The following is an 18,312-nucleotide window of genomic DNA, read 5'->3' as shown; positions in this document are numbered from 1 at the left end:
GATGTTCCTTTTCCGGGCCTGCCCGGCGGACCCCCTCATGAGCGAGAAGATCCTCAACGCGCTGCTGCAACTGTTCGCGATCATCGCGCGGGCCGATGCGGCCGCCGGTTCCGGTCGACCTGCCGGGCGACTGATGCTGGACCGGTTCCTGCGTCAGCAGTTCACCGCCGAACAGGTCGAGGAGCACCTCGCTCGGTTCGATGCCCATGTGGCCGCCTTCCACAACACCGGTGGGGAGAGCCGCTCCGGACGCAAGCGCATCTCGGTGAACTCCGTCCGCGTGCTCCGCATTTGTGTTCAGGTCAACGAGGAGCTCACCCAGCGGCAGAAGTTCATCGTGCTCATGCACCTGCTGGAGTTCATCCACGCCGGAGGGGTGGCCGAGCAGGAGCAGGAGTTCGTCAACACCGTGGCCGAGACCTTCAACATCGGTCGTGAGGACTTTGAACGCTGCCAGGCCTTCGTGGCCCAGGCCGCTGGCGAACGCGTCGATTCACCCCACCTGCTCTACGCCGACGCCGCCGTGGAGAACGGTCTCGCTCAGGCCCGCCATCTCCACGCCCATCTGGATGGGGAGCTCCGGGTGCTGCACGTGCCCAACGTGAACCTGTACATGGTGCGCTACCTGGGTCAGGACCGGGTGCTGCTCAACGGGCAGCCGATGAACGGCCGCCACCACTACGTGCTCAGCAATGGCTCGTCGATCAGGCCCCCGCATGGCCGGCCGATCTACTACAGCGACATCCTGGGCAGCTTCATGACGGGGCGCCAGCGCGACGGGCTCGTCTTCAAGGCCGAGCGGATCACATACGCCTTCCCCAATGGCCGCCTCGGGCTCCACGAGCTTGACCTGGCCGAAACCAGCGGGAAGCTCGTGGGGATCATGGGCGGCAGCGGCAGCGGGAAGAGCACCCTGCTCAACGTGCTGAACGGGAACCTCAAGCCCAGCAGCGGCCATGTCACCATCAACGGGGTGGACGTGCACAGCGAGGCCGCACGCATTCGCGGTGTCATCGGGCACGTGAGCCAGGACGACCTGCTCATCGAGGAGCTCTCGGTGTACCAGAACCTCTTCTACAACGCCAAACTCTGCTTCGGCGACCTCACCGACGCACAGATCGGCGACCGCGTGCTGAAGCTCCTGCAACAGCTCGGTCTCTACGACACGAAGGACCTGAAGGTCGGCTCGCCCTTGGAGAAGACGATCAGTGGCGGCCAACGGAAGCGCCTCAACATCGCCCTTGAGCTGATCCGCGAGCCCAGTGTGCTGTTCGTGGATGAGCCCACCAGCGGCCTCAGCTCGCGCGACTCGGAGAACATCATGGACCTGCTCAAGGAGCTCGCGCTCCGTGGGCGCATCGTCTTCGTGGTGATCCACCAACCGAGCTCGGACATCTTCAAGCTGTTCGACCGGCTGCTGCTCATCGATCAGGAAGGCTACCCGGTGTACTATGGCGACCCCGTGGAGTCGGTGGTATACTTCAAGCGGGTCACCGGGCAGGTGAACAGCGAGGTGGGCCAATGCCGGGCCTGCGGGAACGTGAACCCCGAGCAGATCTTCAACATCCTGGAGGCCAAGCTGGTGGACGAGTACGGCATGGAGACCGATCAACGCCGCATCAGCCCGGAGGCCTGGAACGAGGTGTTCAAGGCCCAGATGGAGGGCCGCATGGCCCAGGTGCCCGAGGTGCGCAGCGTACCCCGGAGCACGTTCAAGGCACCTGGATGGCTCGTGCAGCTCAAGGTCTTCTTCACGCGGGACATCCTCGCCAAGCTGGCCAATCGTCAGTACGTGCTGATCAACCTGCTGGAGGCCCCCGTGCTCGCCTTCGTCATGGCCTTCTTCCTGCGCTACCACGGTGCGGGCGAGGAGGGTACCACCTACATCTACCGAGCCAACGACAACATCCCGCAGTACCTGTTCATCGCTGTCATCGTCTCGCTGTTCCTCGGGCTCACCGTGGCCGCCGAGGAGATCATCCGCGACCGGAAGATCCTGCAGCGCGAGAAGTTCCTGGCCCTGAACCGCAACAGTTACCTGCTCAGCAAGATCGCCATCCTCTTCCTCATCTCGGCCATCCAGTCGCTGCTCTTCGTGGTGGTGGGTGACCGCGTGCTGGGGATCCAGGACATGGGCTTCGTCCACTGGGCGCTCCTGTTCAGCACCAGTTGCTTCGCCAATGTGCTCGGCCTCAACGTCAGCGCCAGCTTCAACAGCGCCAAGGTGATCTACATCGTGATCCCCGTGCTGATCATCCCGCAGTTGCTCTTCAGCGGCATCATCGTGCGCTTCGACAAGCTGCATCCCTGGTTCTCGTCCCAGCAGGGTGTCCCCTGGATCGGCAACGTGATGGCCAGTCGCTGGGCCTACGAGGGGCTCGCGGTCACCCAGTTCGTCGACAATGCCTATGAGCGGCGGTTCTATACGCTGGACCAGCGCATGAAGACCGCCAACTGGAAGAAGGACCTGTGGGTGCGCGAACTGCAGCACCGGGTGACGAACCTTCGCGGGGTGGAGATCGATCCCGCCAAGCTGACCCAACGGGGGCGCGATCTGGAGCTCCTCCGCAACGAGCTGAAGGCCGAGGCCGGCCGGATCAGCGGTCTGGTGGTGCCGGACCTGCGGATGACGCCGGAGGGGCATGTGGACCAGACCGCCCTGAACGCCGCGGACGGCCTGCTGAACGACCTCACAGTGCACTACCGCCGCATGTACAAAGAGGCCGAACGGGCCAAGGAACAGCTGATCGCCGAGCTCACCGATGGACCCGAGGCCCGGATCCGCTACTTCGCCCTGTTGGACGCCCACCGCAACGAAAGCCTGGCCGAGTTCGTCACCAACAAGAACGATGTGAACGTCATCGCTGTCGACCGTGGAGCCCTCGTGCGCAAGAGCGATCCCATCTACCTCGAGGCCCAGGGCAAGGGCTTCTTCGGAGCGCACTTCTATGCACCGGCGAAGTGGCTCGGCGGGATCCGTGTCCCGACGTTCTGGGCCAATGTGATCGTCCTTTGGTTGATGTCCCTGGCCTTCGCCATCGCGCTCCGGGCGGAGGTCTTCCCCTGGATCGTGCAGCGGCTTTCCAGCCGTTCCGGCGGCACCTAGGACCCCTCCTGGTCCTTCACGAGGATCATGCGGAAGGGTATGTTGATGATGGCCTGGTAGTCCTCGCCGGCCTCCAGCATATCCTCGTCATCCTCTTCGTAGTGCCAATGCACCGCGAGCTCGTTGCCCTGGGTGCGGATCGTCTCCAACTTCTTGAACAGGTCCAGGATGCACTTGCTGCTGCTGGTGTTGAAGTACTCCAGCTGCACGTGCACCACCGTGGATGGCCGAGGAGCCCGGGCGTATTTGTCCACCCAGGCGATCAGAGGCTTGTAATAGTCGATGGAGTTCTCGGGGATCGAACGCCCCTTCAGCTCCAAGCGGCCCTGGTCGGCATCGAAGTGGATCGAGGGGGTCTTGGCCGTGCCTTCGTAGATCAGCGGTTCCATGGTGCTTCGCGTACTGGTTCGATCCCGGAGGAGCATCCACCGGCCCTTGCCGGTGCTGCGCGCGTGGAGCGCGCGCTCTCCCGCAAAACAAGCCCCCCCGGCCGCGGTGGTTGTCCGCCTCGCCAGGGAGTTATTCACGGGATTATCAACCCGAATCGGGTGTCCGCCACCGTGAGGTCGGCCCGGGCGTCGCACCCACTGCCGTAGTCCAGCGTCCGCTCCCGCTCATCGCTCTGCACGAAGGTCAGCACGCCGCCCCGGACCCACTTGCAGCCAGTAGCGACTTCCAGGATGGTGCTCGTCGTGGCTGTGTAGGCGGTCCCGTAACGGTCCTGGCCGATCACCTCGACAGTCACCGCGTACACATCATCACCCGCCGTACAATCGATGGTGCCGGCGATCAGTTCATGGTCCAGGCGTCCATGATAACGGCGGCTCCAGGCCCCCTGGCGCCAGATCGCGCTACTGTCCACCAGAACCCGGTGCCTGCCATCGCTCAACGGGCTCACCGAGGCCGCGCAGCGGAAGCTGAAACCGGCGCATTCCAGGCCAGAGGTGTGGAATGCGCTCAGGCGGGCGCGGCCGTCGCCCTCAAGGCTGTCGTACTCCAGGACGAGCGGACCCGTGCGACCTCGGCCAGCGGCATCCAGGCATCCGCCTTCGTTGAACCGTAGATGAAGCGTCACAGGGCCGTTCGCAGGGAACATGGCCGTATCACCCTGCACACTGTCCACGCTCATGCAGAATGTTGCGCTGTCCGGCGTCCAATGGCCGGGGCCGATCCGAAGGGCCTGCGCCAATGGGTAGAGCGGGGCGATGAGGTTCTCGGCATGGGCATGGTCGACCATGGTGTTCACCTCCTCGCTGCCCAGGTCGTCCTCCTTCTTGCACGACGCCATCAGCACTATGGCGGCGAGCACGGCTCCGGTCAGGGACTTCATGCGGCGAAGGTAGGGCCCGCCGCTGGGCGGTCGTGGTGTACTTTCGGGCCCCGATCTTCGAATGGCCTGGTACCGCACCTGGTTCGGCACGCCCTACTACAAGCTCCTCTACGGCCATCGCGATGAGGATGACGCGGAGGTCTGGGTCAGTACCATCCTGCGACGCTGCGAGGCCGGACCCGGGACCACCGTGCTTGACATGGCCTGCGGGCGGGGACGGCATGCCCGATGGTTCGCCGAGGTCGGATGTGATGTGACCGGCATCGACCTTTCCGCGGAGAGCATCGCGGAGGCACGCCACGATGTGCCCTCCGCCCACTTCGCGGTGCACGACATCCGTGTGCCGTTCGCCTCGGCGGCCTTCGATCTGGTGGTGTGCCTGTTCACCAGCCTGGGCTACTTCGAGGACGAGGATGATGACCGGAAGGCCCTGGCGGCAGCGTTCGCAGCCGCTCGTCCGGGAGGGCGCTTCGTGCTTGACTTCATGAACAGCGTGCGCGTGCTGAAGGAACTGGTGCCCATGGAGTGCGTCCAGGCCGGTGGGGTCCGCTTCACCATCGCCCGAAGCTCCGAGGATGGTATGGTGGTGAAGCGCATCCTGGCCGAGGATGCGAGCGGTCGCCATCACTTCGAGGAACGCGTGTCGGCCCTGGCCCCTGAGCGCCTGATGCAGCTCGTGCGCGAGGCCGGTTTCGTCGTGCTGGACAGCACCGATGGCCCGGAGCCGGAGCCGTTCGATCCGATCCGCTCCCAGCGGTTGGTGATCTGGGCGCAACGACCGTTGACATGATCCTGTCCACCACCCTCGCCCTCTTCCTGCTGCTGCCGCTGGCCGCCGGCGCCATCGTCCAGTTCAGCAGGCCGGGAGCGAACGCGCTCCGGTTGCTGCTGGCCTTCAGTGGCTCGTTCCTGTTGAGCGTCGCGCTCACCCACATGATGCCCGAGCTCTATGAAGCGGCCGGTGAAGGCATCGGACCGTGGCTCCTGGGCGGTTTCATGCTGCAGGTCGTGCTCGAGTTCTTCAGCCACGGCATCGAGCACGGTCACATGCACACTTCGCCTGGGCGCGCGCTCCCCCTGCTCACCCTGCTGAGCCTGTGCCTGCACTCGTTCACCGAGGGCATGCCGTTCGCCGATGCCCGAGTGCACAGCGATCTGCCCTTCCTGCTCGGTGTCCTCCTGCACAAGCTCCCCATGGCCATCGCTCTGGCCACCGTGCTCCAGCGTTCTCAGGTGCCCCTCCTTCGCAGCTGGACCATGATCACGGTCTTCGCCCTGGCCGCGCCTGCGGGCATTCTTGTGGGCTCCCTCGGCGGTGGAAGCCTGGGGGAGGAGTTCCTGCATCGCGCCCTGGCCGTGGCCATCGGCATGCTGCTCCACATCGGCACCACCATCATCTTCGAGACCACTCCCGAGCACCGGTTCAACCTGCAGCGCTTCGCCGCCGTGCTCCTTGGCGCCGCCTTGGCGCTCTGGATGGTCCACTGATCTTTTTTCCGGACGGACATACCGCGGCGGATCTCCCTGCGTTCATAACTTTGAAACGCAAAGTACTTTGAAGATGATCCAGAACGAGCATCACCAGGACCTCGCCCACATCCGCGGGCTGATGGAGCGGAGCACACGGTTCCTGTCCTTGAGCGGGCTGAGCGGTGTGTGTGCCGGTGTGGTGGCGCTGATGGGGGCGCTTCTCGCGCGGGAGCGCTATGACGCGCTCCTGCTCGGTATCGACCCGGCACGATCACGCTCCTTGGAAGAGGGGCTGGATGCCTACGCCGGGCCGGACGTTCTGGCCGCAGCCTGGGACCTGGTGCCCCTGGCGATGCTGGTGCTGGTGCTGGCCCTCGCCGGAGCGGCCTGGTTCACCTGGAGACGGGCCCAACGACTGGGTCAGCGGCTTTGGGACCCATCCGCGAAGCGGCTTGCCTGGAACCTCGCCGTGCCCCTGGTGGCGGGCGGCCTCTTCTGCCTCGCCATGCTCGCCCACGGCCAGGTGGCGTTGGTGGCACCGGCCACGCTCGTGTTCTACGGACTTGCGCTGCTCAACGCCTCCAAGTACACCTTGGACGAGATCCGCTGGCTCGGGCTCAGCGAGGTGGTGCTCGGTCTCCTCTCCACCGCCTGGGTGGGGGCCGGGCTCCTTTTCTGGGCTTTGGGCTTCGGGGTGCTGCACATCCTCTATGGTGGCCTGATGTGGCTCCGCTACGAATCATCCGGAAAGGACGCCGCATGATCGCGGGGCTCAATAAAGTGTTCGAAAGCCGCGTTCGCCTCGGCATCATGGCGGTGCTCGCGGTGAACGAATGGGTGGACCATGCGGTGCTGAAGGACCTGCTGCAGGTGACCGACGGCAACCTGGCCAGCCACCTGGCCGCCCTGGACGCATCGAAGTATGTGCAGGTGCGCAAACGGTTCGTGGGCAAACGGCCCAACACGAGCTACAAGGCCACACCCACCGGTACCGCGGCGTTCCGCGCGCACTTGGACGCCATCGACGAACTGCTCAACAAGGACCTCCGCCAATGAACGCTTCCTCTCCTCACCGCATCGACCTCCGTACCGCGCTCTGCGTGCTCGGCCTGGCCCTGGTCTTCGACCGGCTGTTCTGGCGGCAGGACATCGGGCTCAACCTGGCCCTTTTCACCGTGGTGGCGATGGGGGTCGCCCTGGCCTTGCGCCGCTCCGCCTCGGTGTCGGCGCGCTGGGTGCTCGGTGGGCTGCTGATCTGTGCCACCATGGTGGTGGTGCACGGCAGTGTGATCGCGGTGGTGGGCGCCTTGGCGTGCCTGGCGGTGGGCGCCGTGCTCCTGTTGGAACCGGCCCAGCGCAACCTGCCGGTGGCCTTGATGGCCGCGGTATTCAACGCCCTCTTCGCGCCCGTCGGCGTCGCTGGTGCGGTGAACATCGGGCTCAAGCGGTTGCCTGCCACGCGCACGGGCTGGAGGTGGACCCGGCTGGCGCTCCTTCCCGTGGCGGTGCTGCTGGTCTACACCTTCATCTACCGCGCCGCGAACCCACGCTTCGAGGCGCTCACGGCGGGTTTCATGGACGGTCTCCTCGACCTCCTGGGTGACCTTTTCGCCGAGCTGGTCACCCCCCATGTGCTCTTCATCGGCTTCGCCTTGATCGCGAGCGTCGCACTGCTCCATCGTTCGGCGCCGCACCTGTTCGCAGGACCGGCCTGGCCTATGAACGAGGCGCTGACGCGCGTCCGGAAGCGACGCTCACATTGGCTCGCTCCACTGGCCATGGGCGCACTGGACCGAGAACGTCGCATGGGCTTGCTGCTCCTGGTGTTGGTGAATGCCCTGTTGCTGGTGGTGAACCTGGTCGACATCTCCTGGGTATGGTTCGGCTTCACGGTCGAAGAGGGGTTCGACCTGAAGCAGTTCGTGCATGAAGGCACCTGGCTGCTCATCCTGAGCATCCTGCTCAGCATGGCCCTCCTTCTGCACCTGTTCCGGGGCAACCTCAACTTCCACCCGAAGCAGCTCTTGCTGCGTGCGCTCGCCGCCGCCTGGATCGCGCAGAACTTCATCCTGGGCATCTCGGTGTTCCTGCGGAACTACCACTACATCCACTTCCATGGGTTGGCGTACAAGCGCATCGGCGTCATCGTGTTCCTGGCCTTGATGCTGGTGGGTCTTGTGACGCTGTACCTGAAGGTGCGCGAGCGGCGAACGCTGGTCTACCTGCTTCGCGTGAACGGCTGGGCCGCGTTCGTGGCCCTGGTGGCCCTGAGCACGGTGAACTGGGACGGTGTGATCGTCCGGTACAACCTCGCACACTGGAACCAGGGCGAGATCGACGTGGACAACTACCTCGCGATGAGCGACAAGGTGCTGCCGCTGCTCTATGCCGACCTGCCCAAGGTGGAGGCGCAGATGGCCAAGCACCGCGGGAACCGGGTGCGCTGGGTGGAGCACCTGGACCCTGATGCCTTCAGGACGGCTCTGGACCGCAAACGGGAACGCTTCCTGTTCAGGGTCGCGGAGCAGGATCGGCGTAGCTGGACCTGGGCGGATCAGCGGACGCATGAAGCGTTGAAGGCATGCGGCCTCGCCTCGGTCACGACCCGGGAGGAACGGCTCCGGCATGCGATGAATGATGCGACCGGGACCGCCGGGGCATCCGTCGAAGCACGCCTGCAGGACACGATGGTGGATGAGGAGCCCTTGATCGCGGAGGTGGACCCCGCAGCACGTTGAGGCATGAAGGTGAAGATGATCCTGCCGGCCCTGGCCGAGGCGGAGAGCCCGTTCTGGCGCCCCATCAAGTATTCCTTGTTCCCTCCGCTCGGCCTGGCCACCCTCGCCGCCTACCTCGACCCGGATGATGAGGTGGACCTGCAGGACCAGCACGTGGAGCGCCTGCGCCTTGATGACGAGCCGGATCTCGTGGTGATCCAGGTCTACATCACCAACGCGTACCGGGCCTACGCCATCGCCGATCACTACCGGGCGAAGGGGGCGCACGTATGCCTGGGCGGCCTGCACGTGACCTCCTTGCCGGAGGAAGCGGCGGCGCATGCGGACAGCATCTTCCTGGGTCCGGGAGAGCACACCTTTCCGGCGTTCCTGAACGATTTCCACGCGGGAAAGCCGAAGCCACGGTACGCGAGCGCGGTGCGCAGCCTGGAAGGCATCCCGCCCGTTCGCCGCGACCTGATCAAGCGCGACCGCTACCTGGTGCCCAATTCCATCGTGGTGTCACGCGGCTGTCCGCACCACTGCGACTTCTGCTACAAGGATGCCTTCTTCAGCGGCGGCACGGGCTTCTACACGCAAGCCGTGGATGCCGCGCTGGCCGAGATCGACCGGCTGCCTGGCCGGCACCTCTACTTCCTCGACGATCACCTGCTGGGCAACGCGCGCTTCGCCGCCGAACTGTTCGAGGGCATGAAGGGCATGGACCGTGTGTGGCAGGCCGCAGGCACCGTCGACTCCGTGCTGCGCGGTGATCTCCTGCGCAAGGCCGCGGACGCGGGCTTGCGGAGCCTCTTCGTGGGCTTCGAGACCTTCAACCCCGAGAACCTCCGGCAGAGCAACAAGAAGCAGAACCTGAGACGCGACTACGGATCGGCGGTGCAACGCTTGCACGATCACGGGGTGATGATCAACGGCAGCTTCGTCTTCGGGCTCGACGACGATGGCCCGGACGTGTTCGCCCGCACGGTGGAGTGGGGGGTGCGCAATGCGATCACCACCAGCACCTACCATGTCCTCACGCCGTATCCAGGCACTCGCTTGTTCAGCGACATGGAAGCACAGGGCCGGCTCGTGACGCGCGATTGGGACCGCTACGATACGCGTCATGTGGTGTACCGGCCAGCCAAGCTTTCACCGGACCAGCTCGAGGCCGGCTATTGGTGGGCCTACCGCCATTTCTATTCGTGGCCGAACATCGTGCGGGCGAGCCTGCGGCACGACAGCGCGAAGCACGTGCTGAAGCACTTCGCCTACACGGCGGGCTGGAAGAAGTTCGAGCCCGTGTGGAACCTCCTCATCAAGACCCGGCACTTGAACGACATGCTGCCGGTGCTGGAGGCCATCCTGGCCAAGGTCGGCATCGGTGAACCCAATGCCGCTACACCGGACAAGGTCCTACGTCCCGTGAACCCCATCGCCTGACCATGCGCATCCACGAACACGACCGCATCCGCCGCGAGATCCGCATCTGGATCCTGTTCTTCATCGGCGCCCTGTGGCTGAGCGGCCTCACCGCGGTGCCACTGGAATGGGGCACGGCCTGGCTCGCGGACCTCACACGGAACTGGCCGGGCCCGTGGCATGCATGGGCGCAGCGCAGTGCCGATGCCATCGCCGAGGTGGGCTCGAAGCACGCCTTCCTGTTCTACGGCACCGACTGGCTCGCCTTCGCGCACGTGGTCATCGGCCTCGCGTTCATCGGTCCGCTGCGCGATCCGGTCCGCGACCGCTGGGTGATCGAATGGGGGCTTTGGTGCTGCCTGCTCGTGCTGCCTCTGGCCTTTCTGTGGGCACCCGTGCGCGGGATCCCCTTCTTCTGGCGGTGTATCGATGCCTCCTTCGGGGTGCTGGGCGCCCTGCCGTTGTGGCGCGTGCGTGTGCTGATCGAACGCCTGGAACACCAGCCCTTGCCCGCCCCATGATGACCACCCTGTCCCATCGTGACCGCGATGTACTGTTCGCGGCCGGCCTGCTGGCCTTGGGCACGGCCCTCGCCTTTGCACCGGACGCCTTTCTGCCGATGCTCGCACGCGCCTTTCTGGTCCAATGGTCGCTCGCGTTCGCCGCGTTCGCCGCCTGGGCCCTCTGGAGGCGCCGTGTGTGGCCGGCCTGCGCCAGCGTGCTTTCGACCTGCATGGTGCTGCTGCAGGTGGATGCGCCCGTGGCCGGCCCGGGGCCCGGACCGCGCAGTGCCGACCTGCGCATCGCCCAGGTGAACCTGCTTCAGCCCAACGGATGGCATGAGGAGGTGATCCGGATGGTGCGCGCCTGTGATGCCGATGTGATCTCCTTTCAAGAGGTGAGCCCGGCCTGGGCCGCGGTGCTCGTGGAGTCCCTGCGCGAGGCCTACCCGCAGTTCAAGGTCGTGCCGAACGAAAGGTGCTACGGCATCGCGGTCTTCAGCCGCAGACCGGTGGAACGCCTGGTGCAGCATGCGCTTTGCGGCTCCCCGGCGATCGAGGCCGTGCTGAAGTGTGGTGACGGCCCTCTCCACCTGTTCAGTGTGCACGCCAACTCCCCGGGCGGTCCTGCGGACCATGGCCTTCGGAACACCCAATTGCAGCACCTGGCGCGGCTCGTTCGTTCGCGCGGTCCTCGCGCGGTCGTGGTGGGCGACCTCAACACGGTCAGCTGGGACCGGGCGATGTGGACGCTCTGCAGCACCGCCGGTCTCCGGATCGGGACGGCCCCGTGGAGGCCCACGTTCCCCGCCGTGCTCGGGCTCGCGCTCATCCCGATCGACCATGTGCTCACACGCTCAGGTGCCGCCGTCGTTCGAAGCTCCACCTTCCACATACCGGGCTCCGATCACCGCGGCCTCATCGCCGACATCGCCACATGATCGGCATGGAACGTACCTGGATCCAGGTTCTGCCCTGGATGACCCTGTTCGCAGGGGCGATGGCCCTGTTGGAAAGCGCCGTCGTGGTCTACCTCCGTGCATTGTACTACCCGGACGGGTTCGCCTTTCCCCTGGGTCCGATCGACCCCGCGATCGCGGCCACGGAGATCGGACGTGAACTTGCGACTCTGGTCATGCTCTTCGCTCCCGCGGCCTTGGTCACCCGGTCGGCCTTGCAGCGCTTCGCCTGGTTCGCCTTCTGCTTCGGCATTTGGGACATCTTCTACTATGTTCTCCTGCGGATCCTGATCGGCTGGCCGGCCTCCCTCACGGAGTGGGACCTGCTCTTCCTTGTGCCCTTGCCATGGGTCGGCCCCGTCTGGGCTCCGATCCTGATCTCGGTCGGTCTGATCCTGCTCGCTGTGCTCATCCTTCATGGGTCGGCATGTGCACGTCGCGCCGTACACGACCGGTACACATGGGGTCTGCTCCTTCTATCGGCTGCGCTCTTCCTCACCTCCTTCATCCTGGAACCGGTGCGGTGGCTCTCTGCGAACGGGGAGCCCATGCTGGGCACATCAGCCGTGAACGCCTTCCTTGCCGGCTTCGTTCCGACCACCTATCCGTGGCCGTTGGCCTTGGCTGGCGCGGCCCTTGGATCGTCAGGCCTGTTCCGGCTCGCGGTACGCAAGATCGGGCGCTAGGTTGCCTACAGGAGAGCCGCGCCACTGTTGATAAGTCGGAACCCTGGAGGACGCAACCTCGTAAGAGCGGTGCGTCTATCCCATGGAAACAAAAGCCAAAATGGTCTACGAGGCCAAGATGTTCGTCCGGCTTGCTCTGTTGTCATCCCTGGGCTTCGTGTTCTACTACGCCCACTTGTTCTTCGGAGTGCTGGACAATGTGTTCGTGTTCAAAGCGCTGGCGGTGACCTTTTTACTGGCCACCGTGCCGCTGCCGATCATCGCGTTGAACAACAAGAAGCTGTTCCCTGAACTGAAGCGCAGCGGCAAGACCGTGCTCGCGTTCGCCTCGGTCCTGCTGCTGGTCCATCATTTCATGATGACCTTCATTTTCGTGCTCTTCCTGCAGGGGCGTTCGGTCTTCTGAGGTGGACAGGCCCGCTTCCAAGGCCCTCGTTCATCGCACGGACGGGGGCCTTCGCTTTTTTTCCCGTCCAGCGAAACTTCTGGCACGCCCATTGCGTTCCACTGTCACGAGGCCCCGTAAGGCCTCTTGAACAACAGGCCCCGTAAGGCCGAACACGCATACCTGATGTTCAGGGTCCTTGCCCTCCTGGGCGCCTGAAGACCCTGGCCCGGCCCGTAAGCCGGCATCGGGAGAACGAACGAAGCGCGCCCCGTAAGGCGCGCTTCCTCGTTCCTGGCGGTCCCTTTGCGGAAAACCGTCCGGCCTAGGCCGTGGAGCCTCTGCCCGGGCCCGTATCGCCCGACCGGTGAGGCCGAATGGCATGCTCGATCTCCTGCCGCATGCCCATCAACCGGACCGCGTAGGCGCTCAGGGCCTTCTCCTCGTCCGTATCCGGGATCCACCGTGGTACGGCCACCGGGGCTCGATCATCATCCATGGCCACGAAGACGATGATGCAATGGGTGGTTTTCACCCGATCATGGGTCCGCGGGTCTCGTGCATGGATGTCCACCGCGATGTGCATGCTGGTGCTACCGGTGTGGATGAGCCGGGCCTCGGCCTCCACGAGGTGTCCGATCCGGATCGGATGATGGAAGCGGATGCCGCCTACATAGACCGTCACGCAATACCGGCCGCTCCAGTTCACTGCACAGGTATACCCCGCCTGGTCGATCCACCGCATCACCGCACCCCCGTGCACCATGCCGCCATAATTCACGTCCGTGGGTTCGGCGAGGAAGCGGAGTGTGATGGCGTGCATGGGTCAGGCTTTCATGTTCTCGTACTGCAGCGGCACCTCGAAGTCCGAGGACTTGCACAAGGCGATCACGGCCTGTAGGTCATCGATCTTCTTGCCGGTCACCCGGATCATGTCGTCCATGATCTGAGGCTGCACCTTCAACCCGCTGTCCTTGATGGCCTTAAGGATGCGCTTGGCCTTTTCGCGCTCGATACCCTGTTGCACCTTGATGGTCTTCAGCACCAGTTTGCCACTGGGCTGAGGTTCCGTGCTCAGGTCGTAGGCCTTGACATCGATGCGCTGTTTGGTGCTCCGCTCCAGGACGATCTTCTCGATCGCGTCGAGCTTCATCGTGTCCTCCGTGCTCAGCTTGATGGTGAGCGCCTTCTTGTCGAGCTCGATGCTGCTGTTGCTGCCGCGGAGGTCATAGCGTGTCTCCACCTCGCGCTTCGCGGTGTTCACGGCGTTGTCCAGGGTCTGCACGTCGATCTTGCTGACGATGTCGAAGCTGGGCATGGGCATACGATTAGGTGCCGAAAGCTACGCGCCTCATGAGCAGCCTAGAAGCGCAGAGCGAAACCCACCAAGGGCACGCCCAGGACGAAGAACTCGGCGAAGTCCTTGTTCACGGCGAATCCGGCGTCGAAGGCCATCTTTCGGTGAGTGAACCGCGCACCATAGCTGAAGACCCGGTAGTCCGACCGGCCGAAGGGGAACTGCCAGTTCTCGGTGACGAAGCAGATGAGGTCGGTGATGTGCCAAAGCCCGCTGAGACCGATCACCGGGGAATCGGTGAGGGCGCCGTTCTCATAGCCCCAGCCCCCGGTCAAGGTCACGTTAAACAGGTCGCCGCCGAAGGTGGCCTGCATGGCCGCGATGCCCACGGTCAGGGACAGCGGCTCCCGGTCGTTGAATGGTGGTGAGGCCGTCACACGGGCCCCCATGGCGAAGCCGCCCAGGTGCATGGCCCCTTGTGCGATGCGCCCGCTTCCGCCCACCCGCAGGTGCACGATGGGTCCTCCGGACCGCGTGGCGATGCTCGTGATGAGCGAACCCACTTGGAGGCCTGCGCCGATCTGCAGTCCTGTCACCGGCGCGAAATAGGCCGAGTGCATCAGGATGCTAACGTTCTGGTAATAGCCCTGCCCGCCTTCGAGGGGGATCGCCGAAGGCCCGAAGAAGTAATGGCTGTCGTGCGCAAGGGGACTGGTCCCGCGGGTTCTCAACCGTCGCCCACGTCCAAGGCCATCCAGTAGAGGTCTCGCGGCAAGGAGCGATACGCCCTTGGTCCGAGGGATGAGCCCGGGGCCATGGGCGCGCACGGTTGGCGCACAAGTATGCAACGCCCCCAGAACGAGGAGCAAGGCCGGGAGGCGGAGCGTCATGCGCGGATCGACTGGGCGATAGACGAGGGACGGTGCAAAAGGTTCCCTGTCGCGGTCGGCAGGGAGTGAAAAAAGAAGCGCGGGCCCGGCCCGCGCTTCCTTGACGATAAAAGGCCGATCACTTGGTCACCACCACACGGAAGGTGGTCCGGCCTCCATCCTGGAAGTTGAGTGCGAACTGGTAGGTGCCCCCGGAAAGACCGGTCACGTCCAGCACCAGCACCTCGTTGGCGATGTTGACGCGGCGCTCGGTCACCAGCTTGCCCGTCTGGTCCACGATGCGCAGGTCGGCCGCTCCGGTGAGGCCCGCAAGCGGCACGCGGATCATGTCCGTGGTCGGGTTGGGGTAGGGCGTCACGTCGACGCTGTTCAGTTCGTTGATGCCGATGTTCCCGGCGGGGATCATTTCCACACCGATGGCGCTGGTGACATCGGTACCGAAACCTACATTGAACCAGTTGCCATCGTTCTCGGTCAAAGAGACCGGCTGGTCATACAACGTCGTGTGCTCGTCGTAGTCCGGGGTTGCATCGTACCCCACGAACAGGAGCTCGGACAGCGTGTACACACAGAACAGATAGCGGGTGTTGTCCTGCAGCACAAGAGGATCCTGGAAGGGCACGAAGATCACCTCCCCTTGGAGGTCGGATTGATAGTAGTACTCGCCCGCTGCTTCCTCGACCAGATTGTAAGCGGCCTGAGCAGGATAGTTCGGGTCGCTCAGTCCCGTGAAACTGTCCGCCCACTCGTAGGCGCGCACACCGATGAACTCGTCCGCAAGGGAAGTGTCGGCCGATGTCGTGGCACTTATGTAGATACCGGTGGCCGCCATCCGGCTTGCATTGGGGTTCTGGAAGTGGATGCACGATTGGAAGCCGTCCACGTCACCCGCCGGCCGGTAGTGTGCGTTGGGAGCTGGCTTGCCCGTGCCGGCATCGATCGGAGCATAGCTCAGCACTGAGTCCACGCGGAAGGTGAAGGAGAACGAGTTGTCCGCCATGAACTCATCCGGGAACGAGCCGGAGGAGATGCTGTACGTCACCGTGTACATAGCGTCCGTGTAGCTTGCCTGCGAGAATGGTGGCAGGGTCACGAATAAGCTGTCTCCGGAGGTGATGGCCGTTCCGGTCGAGGTCTGGTCGTACAGCACGGTGCCATTCTGTTCCACCTTGGCGTTCAGGCTCGCATCGGGCTGGTCGGCCGTGCCGTAGTTGTGGATCCAAAGGCCCAGCTCCACACTGAACTCGCTGGCGTTCTGCGACACCAAAGCGGGTTGGCCGCTGGCAGGCGCCACGAGCACATCTGGACGGTAGGCGCTCAGGTTGTACTGAAAGAAATTGTTGATGGAGCCTAGGAAAGCGACCACCGGAGTGCCGGCCTCGAGCTCATCCTCGACCTCGATCCCATCCTCCAGGGTGATCATGGCCACAGGGATGGTGACGTTCGCGCCCTGCGCACCGGCCCCCATCGCTACAGGCGCACCGGCCACGCGGTTGATGATGAACACAGCGATGGCGCCCGCGTTCTGAGCGTTCAAGGCCTTGACCCCGAACTCACAATCGCCGCGGTAGATCACGGCGATCTTACCGGCCACATCCGCGCCATTCGTCAGCGGGTTGCAGCAGAGGCTGTCGGCCGCTGTGCCGTCCGTGGCCAATGCCAACGTATCGGTCAACGCGTTCAACGGATCGTTCAGGTCCGGGCTGCCCCAGCCTCCACCGGGATCGGCCCAGGTGAAGCTGTAGCTGCCGGCGATGTTCGCGGGCTCCAGCACGTTGAGGATCACCTGGCCCTGAGCGCCAAGGCCGGCCGATCCGAGCAGCAATGCGAGTAGGGTTTTCTTCATGGTCGTAGGGGATGGATGGTTGAGGGTTCGTCCAGTGCCGCACAGGAACAGGCTCCTGCGCGCCACGGAAGGACAAGTTTAAGCGTTCAGAGCGTCCAACCGCTCATCACCGCACTGGGCATCGACCCCTTTCTTGGGATCCAAGGCATCACGGGCCCGGCACGGGGGCCACCGACGATGGTTCGAACCGTAGGACGGCTGAATTCATGCAGAACCGCTTTCCGGTCGGTGGTGGTCCATCATCGAACACATGGCCCAAATGACCGCCGCACCGGCCGCAGAGGACCTCGGTCCTGATCATGCCGTGGCTCCGGTCCTCCAGATAGAGCACGCCGCCAGCTCGTTCCGTTTCGAAAAAGCTGGGCCACCCACATCCGCTGGCGAACTTGCTGTCCGCTAGGAACAGGGCGTTCCCGCAGGCGGCGCAACGGTAGCGCCCATGGCCTTCATGGTCCCAGTAAGACCCCGTGAACGCTCGTTCAGTGCCCTTCTCGCGGGCGATGTGGTACACCTCGGGCTCAAGGACCGTGCGCCAGACACTGTCCGGAAGGTCCAACCGGGACGTGTCCGTCTCGCTGTAATAGGGATTGGTCTGCATGACCGAAGGAGACGTGGGCACCGTCGATGGCGCCTGTCCACAGGCCATCCACGTCATTGACGCGGCGGCCAAAGGACCGGTCCACCGGAGCACAGGGAACATGGGCTCAGCCGATCACCTCGGCCTTTGGGTACTTCTTTCGCCAGAACTCAAAGGTCTTCATGCTCTTGAGGTGCACGATGGTCCTACCGTCGAGGCGCACTTTAATGGTCTTCCCGTCGGGGACGGGCTGGGTCAGGATAAGGGTCTTCTTGCGGGGCATGGCCTCGGAGTTCAGTCAGCGCGAGGGTACGAAGAATCGTGCCGGGATCAGCCTTCCACCCGTATGAACGGTTGATCCGTCGGGTTGATCGGTGCCTGGGCGTCCATGAACCGGTTATCTGGCAGGAAATGTAGTTGAGTCATGACGATCTGTCGTTCGCGCGGCCGACGTATCCCGGCTCGTGCGGAGCTTCACGTAGGATCGTTCACTGAGGTGGATCTCTCGAGATCAAGAGGACGGAACCCACCGACCAAGGTCCAGAAGCCCGATCGTCAGCAGCGTGCAAGGCTTCATCAGGGTGGCTTTCCGAGCATGGTGCTTCAGCAGATCGCCGTAGGCGCACAATCGGCACGGATCATGCGTTGCTCCACCATCATGGAACGTGAGACCATCATCCAACGCACATTGCTGGTGGACGCTTCGCCGCGGGCCATTTGGCGCGTACTGACCGAGCCTGAGCTGACCAAGCTCTACTTGGAAGGCTCCCAGGCCCGAAGCACATGGAAGCCGGGTGCCCCGGTGGTCTGGGTGGGCAAAGTGGAGGGTCAGGAGCGGGTCCGGGCCAAAGGAACCGTGATGGCCTGCCAGCCCGAACGCCGCCTGCGCTATACCTGCCTGCTTACGGACAGCGATCTTCCGGACGAGCCGGCCAGCTATACCACTGTGGACATCCTTTTAGAACCCGAACGCGACGGCCGGACCAGGCTGGAGCTCTGGCATGGCGATTTCGCGGGCCTGCCCCATGATGTGCGCCGTGCCCGCGAAGCCGGGCGCGAGTGGGTCGAGGTGCTGGTGGGCATCAAGCGGGTGGCCGAGGAGCAGCAAGGCCTCCTGGCCGCGTGAG

At 64.2% G+C, this 18,312-nt stretch carries 20 protein-coding genes; 12 read left to right on the top strand and 8 right to left on the bottom strand.

All coding sequences use genetic code 11. From position 1 onward, the window contains the following. The first annotated feature begins 37 nt into the window (after positions 1-37). Positions 38-3,106, top strand: coding sequence for an ATP-binding cassette domain-containing protein (locus IPJ87_09150; GenBank protein MBK7942027.1), 3,069 nt, complete (start codon positions 38-40; stop codon positions 3,104-3,106). Here IPJ87_09150 and IPJ87_09145 read toward each other — a convergent pair. Together IPJ87_09145 and IPJ87_09140 are read right to left on the bottom strand one after the other, a co-directional pair. Next, on the bottom strand, positions 3,103-3,495 hold the full coding sequence (locus IPJ87_09145) for a DUF1987 domain-containing protein (protein ID MBK7942026.1): 393 nt from the start codon (positions 3,493-3,495) through the stop codon (positions 3,103-3,105). The two genes, IPJ87_09150 and IPJ87_09145, sit on opposite strands and share 4 nt — an antisense overlap. A 134-nt stretch (positions 3,496-3,629) precedes the next feature. After that, positions 3,630-4,436: a hypothetical protein gene (locus tag IPJ87_09140; GenBank protein MBK7942025.1), complete on the bottom strand. Its 807-nt coding sequence runs from the start codon at positions 4,434-4,436 to the stop codon at positions 3,630-3,632. A gap of 61 nt (positions 4,437-4,497) precedes the next feature. Between IPJ87_09140 and IPJ87_09135 the strand changes: the two genes are divergently transcribed. The 10 genes from IPJ87_09135 to IPJ87_09090 all read left to right on the top strand — a co-directional run bounded on the left by IPJ87_09135 (position 4,498) and on the right by IPJ87_09090 (position 12,596). Further along, complete coding sequence (locus IPJ87_09135) at positions 4,498-5,226, top strand: class I SAM-dependent methyltransferase (protein MBK7942024.1); 729 nt, start codon at positions 4,498-4,500, stop codon at positions 5,224-5,226. Beyond that, a complete protein-coding gene (locus tag IPJ87_09130; GenBank protein MBK7942023.1) occupies positions 5,223-5,924 on the top strand; it encodes a ZIP family metal transporter in 702 nt (233 codons plus the stop codon). The genes IPJ87_09135 and IPJ87_09130 overlap by 4 nt, the downstream gene beginning before the upstream one ends. A 73-nt stretch (positions 5,925-5,997) precedes the next feature. After that, the gene (locus IPJ87_09125; protein ID MBK7942022.1) at positions 5,998-6,669 is read left to right on the top strand and encodes a hypothetical protein; all 672 of its coding nucleotides are present in this window, start codon (positions 5,998-6,000) and stop codon (positions 6,667-6,669) included. Continuing rightward, positions 6,666-6,962 (top strand): transcriptional regulator, encoded by a 297-nt coding sequence (locus IPJ87_09120; protein MBK7942021.1) that lies wholly within the window; start codon positions 6,666-6,668, stop codon positions 6,960-6,962. Before IPJ87_09125 ends, IPJ87_09120 begins: the two co-directional genes overlap by 4 nt. Beyond that, the gene (locus IPJ87_09115) at positions 6,959-8,644 is read left to right on the top strand and encodes a DUF4173 domain-containing protein (protein ID MBK7942020.1); all 1,686 of its coding nucleotides are present in this window, start codon (positions 6,959-6,961) and stop codon (positions 8,642-8,644) included. Before IPJ87_09120 ends, IPJ87_09115 begins: the two co-directional genes overlap by 4 nt. A gap of 3 nt (positions 8,645-8,647) precedes the next feature. After that, a complete protein-coding gene (locus tag IPJ87_09110; protein ID MBK7942019.1) occupies positions 8,648-10,066 on the top strand; it encodes a B12-binding domain-containing radical SAM protein in 1,419 nt (472 codons plus the stop codon). A gap of 2 nt (positions 10,067-10,068) precedes the next feature. Beyond that, positions 10,069-10,566, top strand: a complete 498-nt coding sequence (locus IPJ87_09105; GenBank protein ID MBK7942018.1) for a hypothetical protein — start codon at positions 10,069-10,071, stop codon at positions 10,564-10,566. Then, positions 10,563-11,486, top strand: coding sequence for an endonuclease/exonuclease/phosphatase family protein (locus IPJ87_09100; protein ID MBK7942017.1), 924 nt, complete (start codon positions 10,563-10,565; stop codon positions 11,484-11,486). The genes IPJ87_09105 and IPJ87_09100 overlap by 4 nt, the downstream gene beginning before the upstream one ends. A 38-nt stretch (positions 11,487-11,524) precedes the next feature. Further along, positions 11,525-12,190: a hypothetical protein gene (locus tag IPJ87_09095; GenBank protein ID MBK7942016.1), complete on the top strand. Its 666-nt coding sequence runs from the start codon at positions 11,525-11,527 to the stop codon at positions 12,188-12,190. A gap of 82 nt (positions 12,191-12,272) precedes the next feature. After that, a complete protein-coding gene (locus tag IPJ87_09090; GenBank protein ID MBK7942015.1) occupies positions 12,273-12,596 on the top strand; it encodes a hypothetical protein in 324 nt (107 codons plus the stop codon). Positions 12,597-12,900: 304 nt separating this feature from the next. Here the strand turns inward: IPJ87_09090 and IPJ87_09085 are convergent, their stop codons facing one another. The 6 genes from IPJ87_09085 to IPJ87_09060 all read right to left on the bottom strand — a co-directional run bounded on the left by IPJ87_09085 (position 12,901) and on the right by IPJ87_09060 (position 17,468). Continuing rightward, positions 12,901-13,398 carry an acyl-CoA thioesterase gene (locus tag IPJ87_09085; GenBank protein ID MBK7942014.1) on the bottom strand — a complete coding sequence of 166 codons (498 nt, stop codon included), beginning with the start codon at positions 13,396-13,398 and terminating at the stop codon, positions 12,901-12,903. Positions 13,399-13,401: 3 nt separating this feature from the next. Next, on the bottom strand, positions 13,402-13,893 hold the full coding sequence (locus IPJ87_09080; GenBank protein MBK7942013.1) for a YajQ family cyclic di-GMP-binding protein: 492 nt from the start codon (positions 13,891-13,893) through the stop codon (positions 13,402-13,404). 44 nt (positions 13,894-13,937) lie between these two features. After that, entirely contained in the window at positions 13,938-14,603 is a 666-nt protein-coding gene (locus IPJ87_09075) for a hypothetical protein (protein ID MBK7942012.1), read from the bottom strand. Positions 14,604-14,880: 277 nt separating this feature from the next. Beyond that, positions 14,881-16,608 (bottom strand): T9SS type A sorting domain-containing protein, encoded by a 1,728-nt coding sequence (locus tag IPJ87_09070; GenBank protein ID MBK7942011.1) that lies wholly within the window; start codon positions 16,606-16,608, stop codon positions 14,881-14,883. Positions 16,609-16,756: 148 nt separating this feature from the next. Further along, the gene (gene msrB, locus IPJ87_09065) at positions 16,757-17,263 is read right to left on the bottom strand and encodes a peptide-methionine (R)-S-oxide reductase MsrB (protein ID MBK7942010.1); all 507 of its coding nucleotides are present in this window, start codon (positions 17,261-17,263) and stop codon (positions 16,757-16,759) included. A gap of 49 nt (positions 17,264-17,312) precedes the next feature. Then, a complete protein-coding gene (locus IPJ87_09060; protein MBK7942009.1) occupies positions 17,313-17,468 on the bottom strand; it encodes a hypothetical protein in 156 nt (51 codons plus the stop codon). A gap of 357 nt (positions 17,469-17,825) precedes the next feature. On the opposite strand from IPJ87_09060, the gene IPJ87_09055 reads away from it, so the two are divergent. After that, positions 17,826-18,311, top strand: coding sequence for an SRPBCC domain-containing protein (locus IPJ87_09055; GenBank protein MBK7942008.1), 486 nt, complete (start codon positions 17,826-17,828; stop codon positions 18,309-18,311). Position 18,312 lies beyond the last annotated feature (1 nt).

The sequence above is a fragment of the Flavobacteriales bacterium genome, assembly GCA_016713875.1.
GTDB lineage: Bacteria > Bacteroidota > Bacteroidia > Flavobacteriales_F > PHOS-HE28 > PHOS-HE28.
The sequence above is the reverse complement of the archived record's forward strand: the minus strand, read 5'-3'. Positions and strand labels throughout refer to the sequence as shown.

Coding starts and splice junctions, on each gene's coding strand:
- IPJ87_09125 (MBK7942022.1), top strand. CDS start 5,998: ATGATCCAGAACGAGCATCACCAGGACCTCGCCCACATCCGCGGGCTG.
- IPJ87_09095 (MBK7942016.1), top strand. CDS start 11,525: ATGACCCTGTTCGCAGGGGCGATGGCCCTGTTGGAAAGCGCCGTCGTG.
- IPJ87_09140 (MBK7942025.1), bottom strand. CDS start 4,436: ATGAAGTCCCTGACCGGAGCCGTGCTCGCCGCCATAGTGCTGATGGCG.
- IPJ87_09145 (MBK7942026.1), bottom strand. CDS start 3,495: ATGGAACCGCTGATCTACGAAGGCACGGCCAAGACCCCCTCGATCCAC.
- IPJ87_09080 (MBK7942013.1), bottom strand. CDS start 13,893: ATGCCCAGCTTCGACATCGTCAGCAAGATCGACGTGCAGACCCTGGAC.
- IPJ87_09070 (MBK7942011.1), bottom strand. CDS start 16,608: ATGAAGAAAACCCTACTCGCATTGCTGCTCGGATCGGCCGGCCTTGGC.
- IPJ87_09150 (MBK7942027.1), top strand. CDS start 38: ATGAGCGAGAAGATCCTCAACGCGCTGCTGCAACTGTTCGCGATCATC.
- IPJ87_09100 (MBK7942017.1), top strand. CDS start 10,563: ATGATGACCACCCTGTCCCATCGTGACCGCGATGTACTGTTCGCGGCC.
- IPJ87_09085 (MBK7942014.1), bottom strand. CDS start 13,398: ATGCACGCCATCACACTCCGCTTCCTCGCCGAACCCACGGACGTGAAT.
- IPJ87_09105 (MBK7942018.1), top strand. CDS start 10,069: ATGCGCATCCACGAACACGACCGCATCCGCCGCGAGATCCGCATCTGG.
- IPJ87_09120 (MBK7942021.1), top strand. CDS start 6,666: ATGATCGCGGGGCTCAATAAAGTGTTCGAAAGCCGCGTTCGCCTCGGC.
- IPJ87_09055 (MBK7942008.1), top strand. CDS start 17,826: ATGCGTTGCTCCACCATCATGGAACGTGAGACCATCATCCAACGCACA.
- IPJ87_09110 (MBK7942019.1), top strand. CDS start 8,648: ATGAAGGTGAAGATGATCCTGCCGGCCCTGGCCGAGGCGGAGAGCCCG.
- IPJ87_09060 (MBK7942009.1), bottom strand. CDS start 17,468: ATGCCCCGCAAGAAGACCCTTATCCTGACCCAGCCCGTCCCCGACGGG.
- IPJ87_09115 (MBK7942020.1), top strand. CDS start 6,959: ATGAACGCTTCCTCTCCTCACCGCATCGACCTCCGTACCGCGCTCTGC.
- IPJ87_09130 (MBK7942023.1), top strand. CDS start 5,223: ATGATCCTGTCCACCACCCTCGCCCTCTTCCTGCTGCTGCCGCTGGCC.
- IPJ87_09090 (MBK7942015.1), top strand. CDS start 12,273: ATGGAAACAAAAGCCAAAATGGTCTACGAGGCCAAGATGTTCGTCCGG.
- msrB (MBK7942010.1), bottom strand. CDS start 17,263: ATGACGTGGATGGCCTGTGGACAGGCGCCATCGACGGTGCCCACGTCT.
- IPJ87_09135 (MBK7942024.1), top strand. CDS start 4,498: ATGGCCTGGTACCGCACCTGGTTCGGCACGCCCTACTACAAGCTCCTC.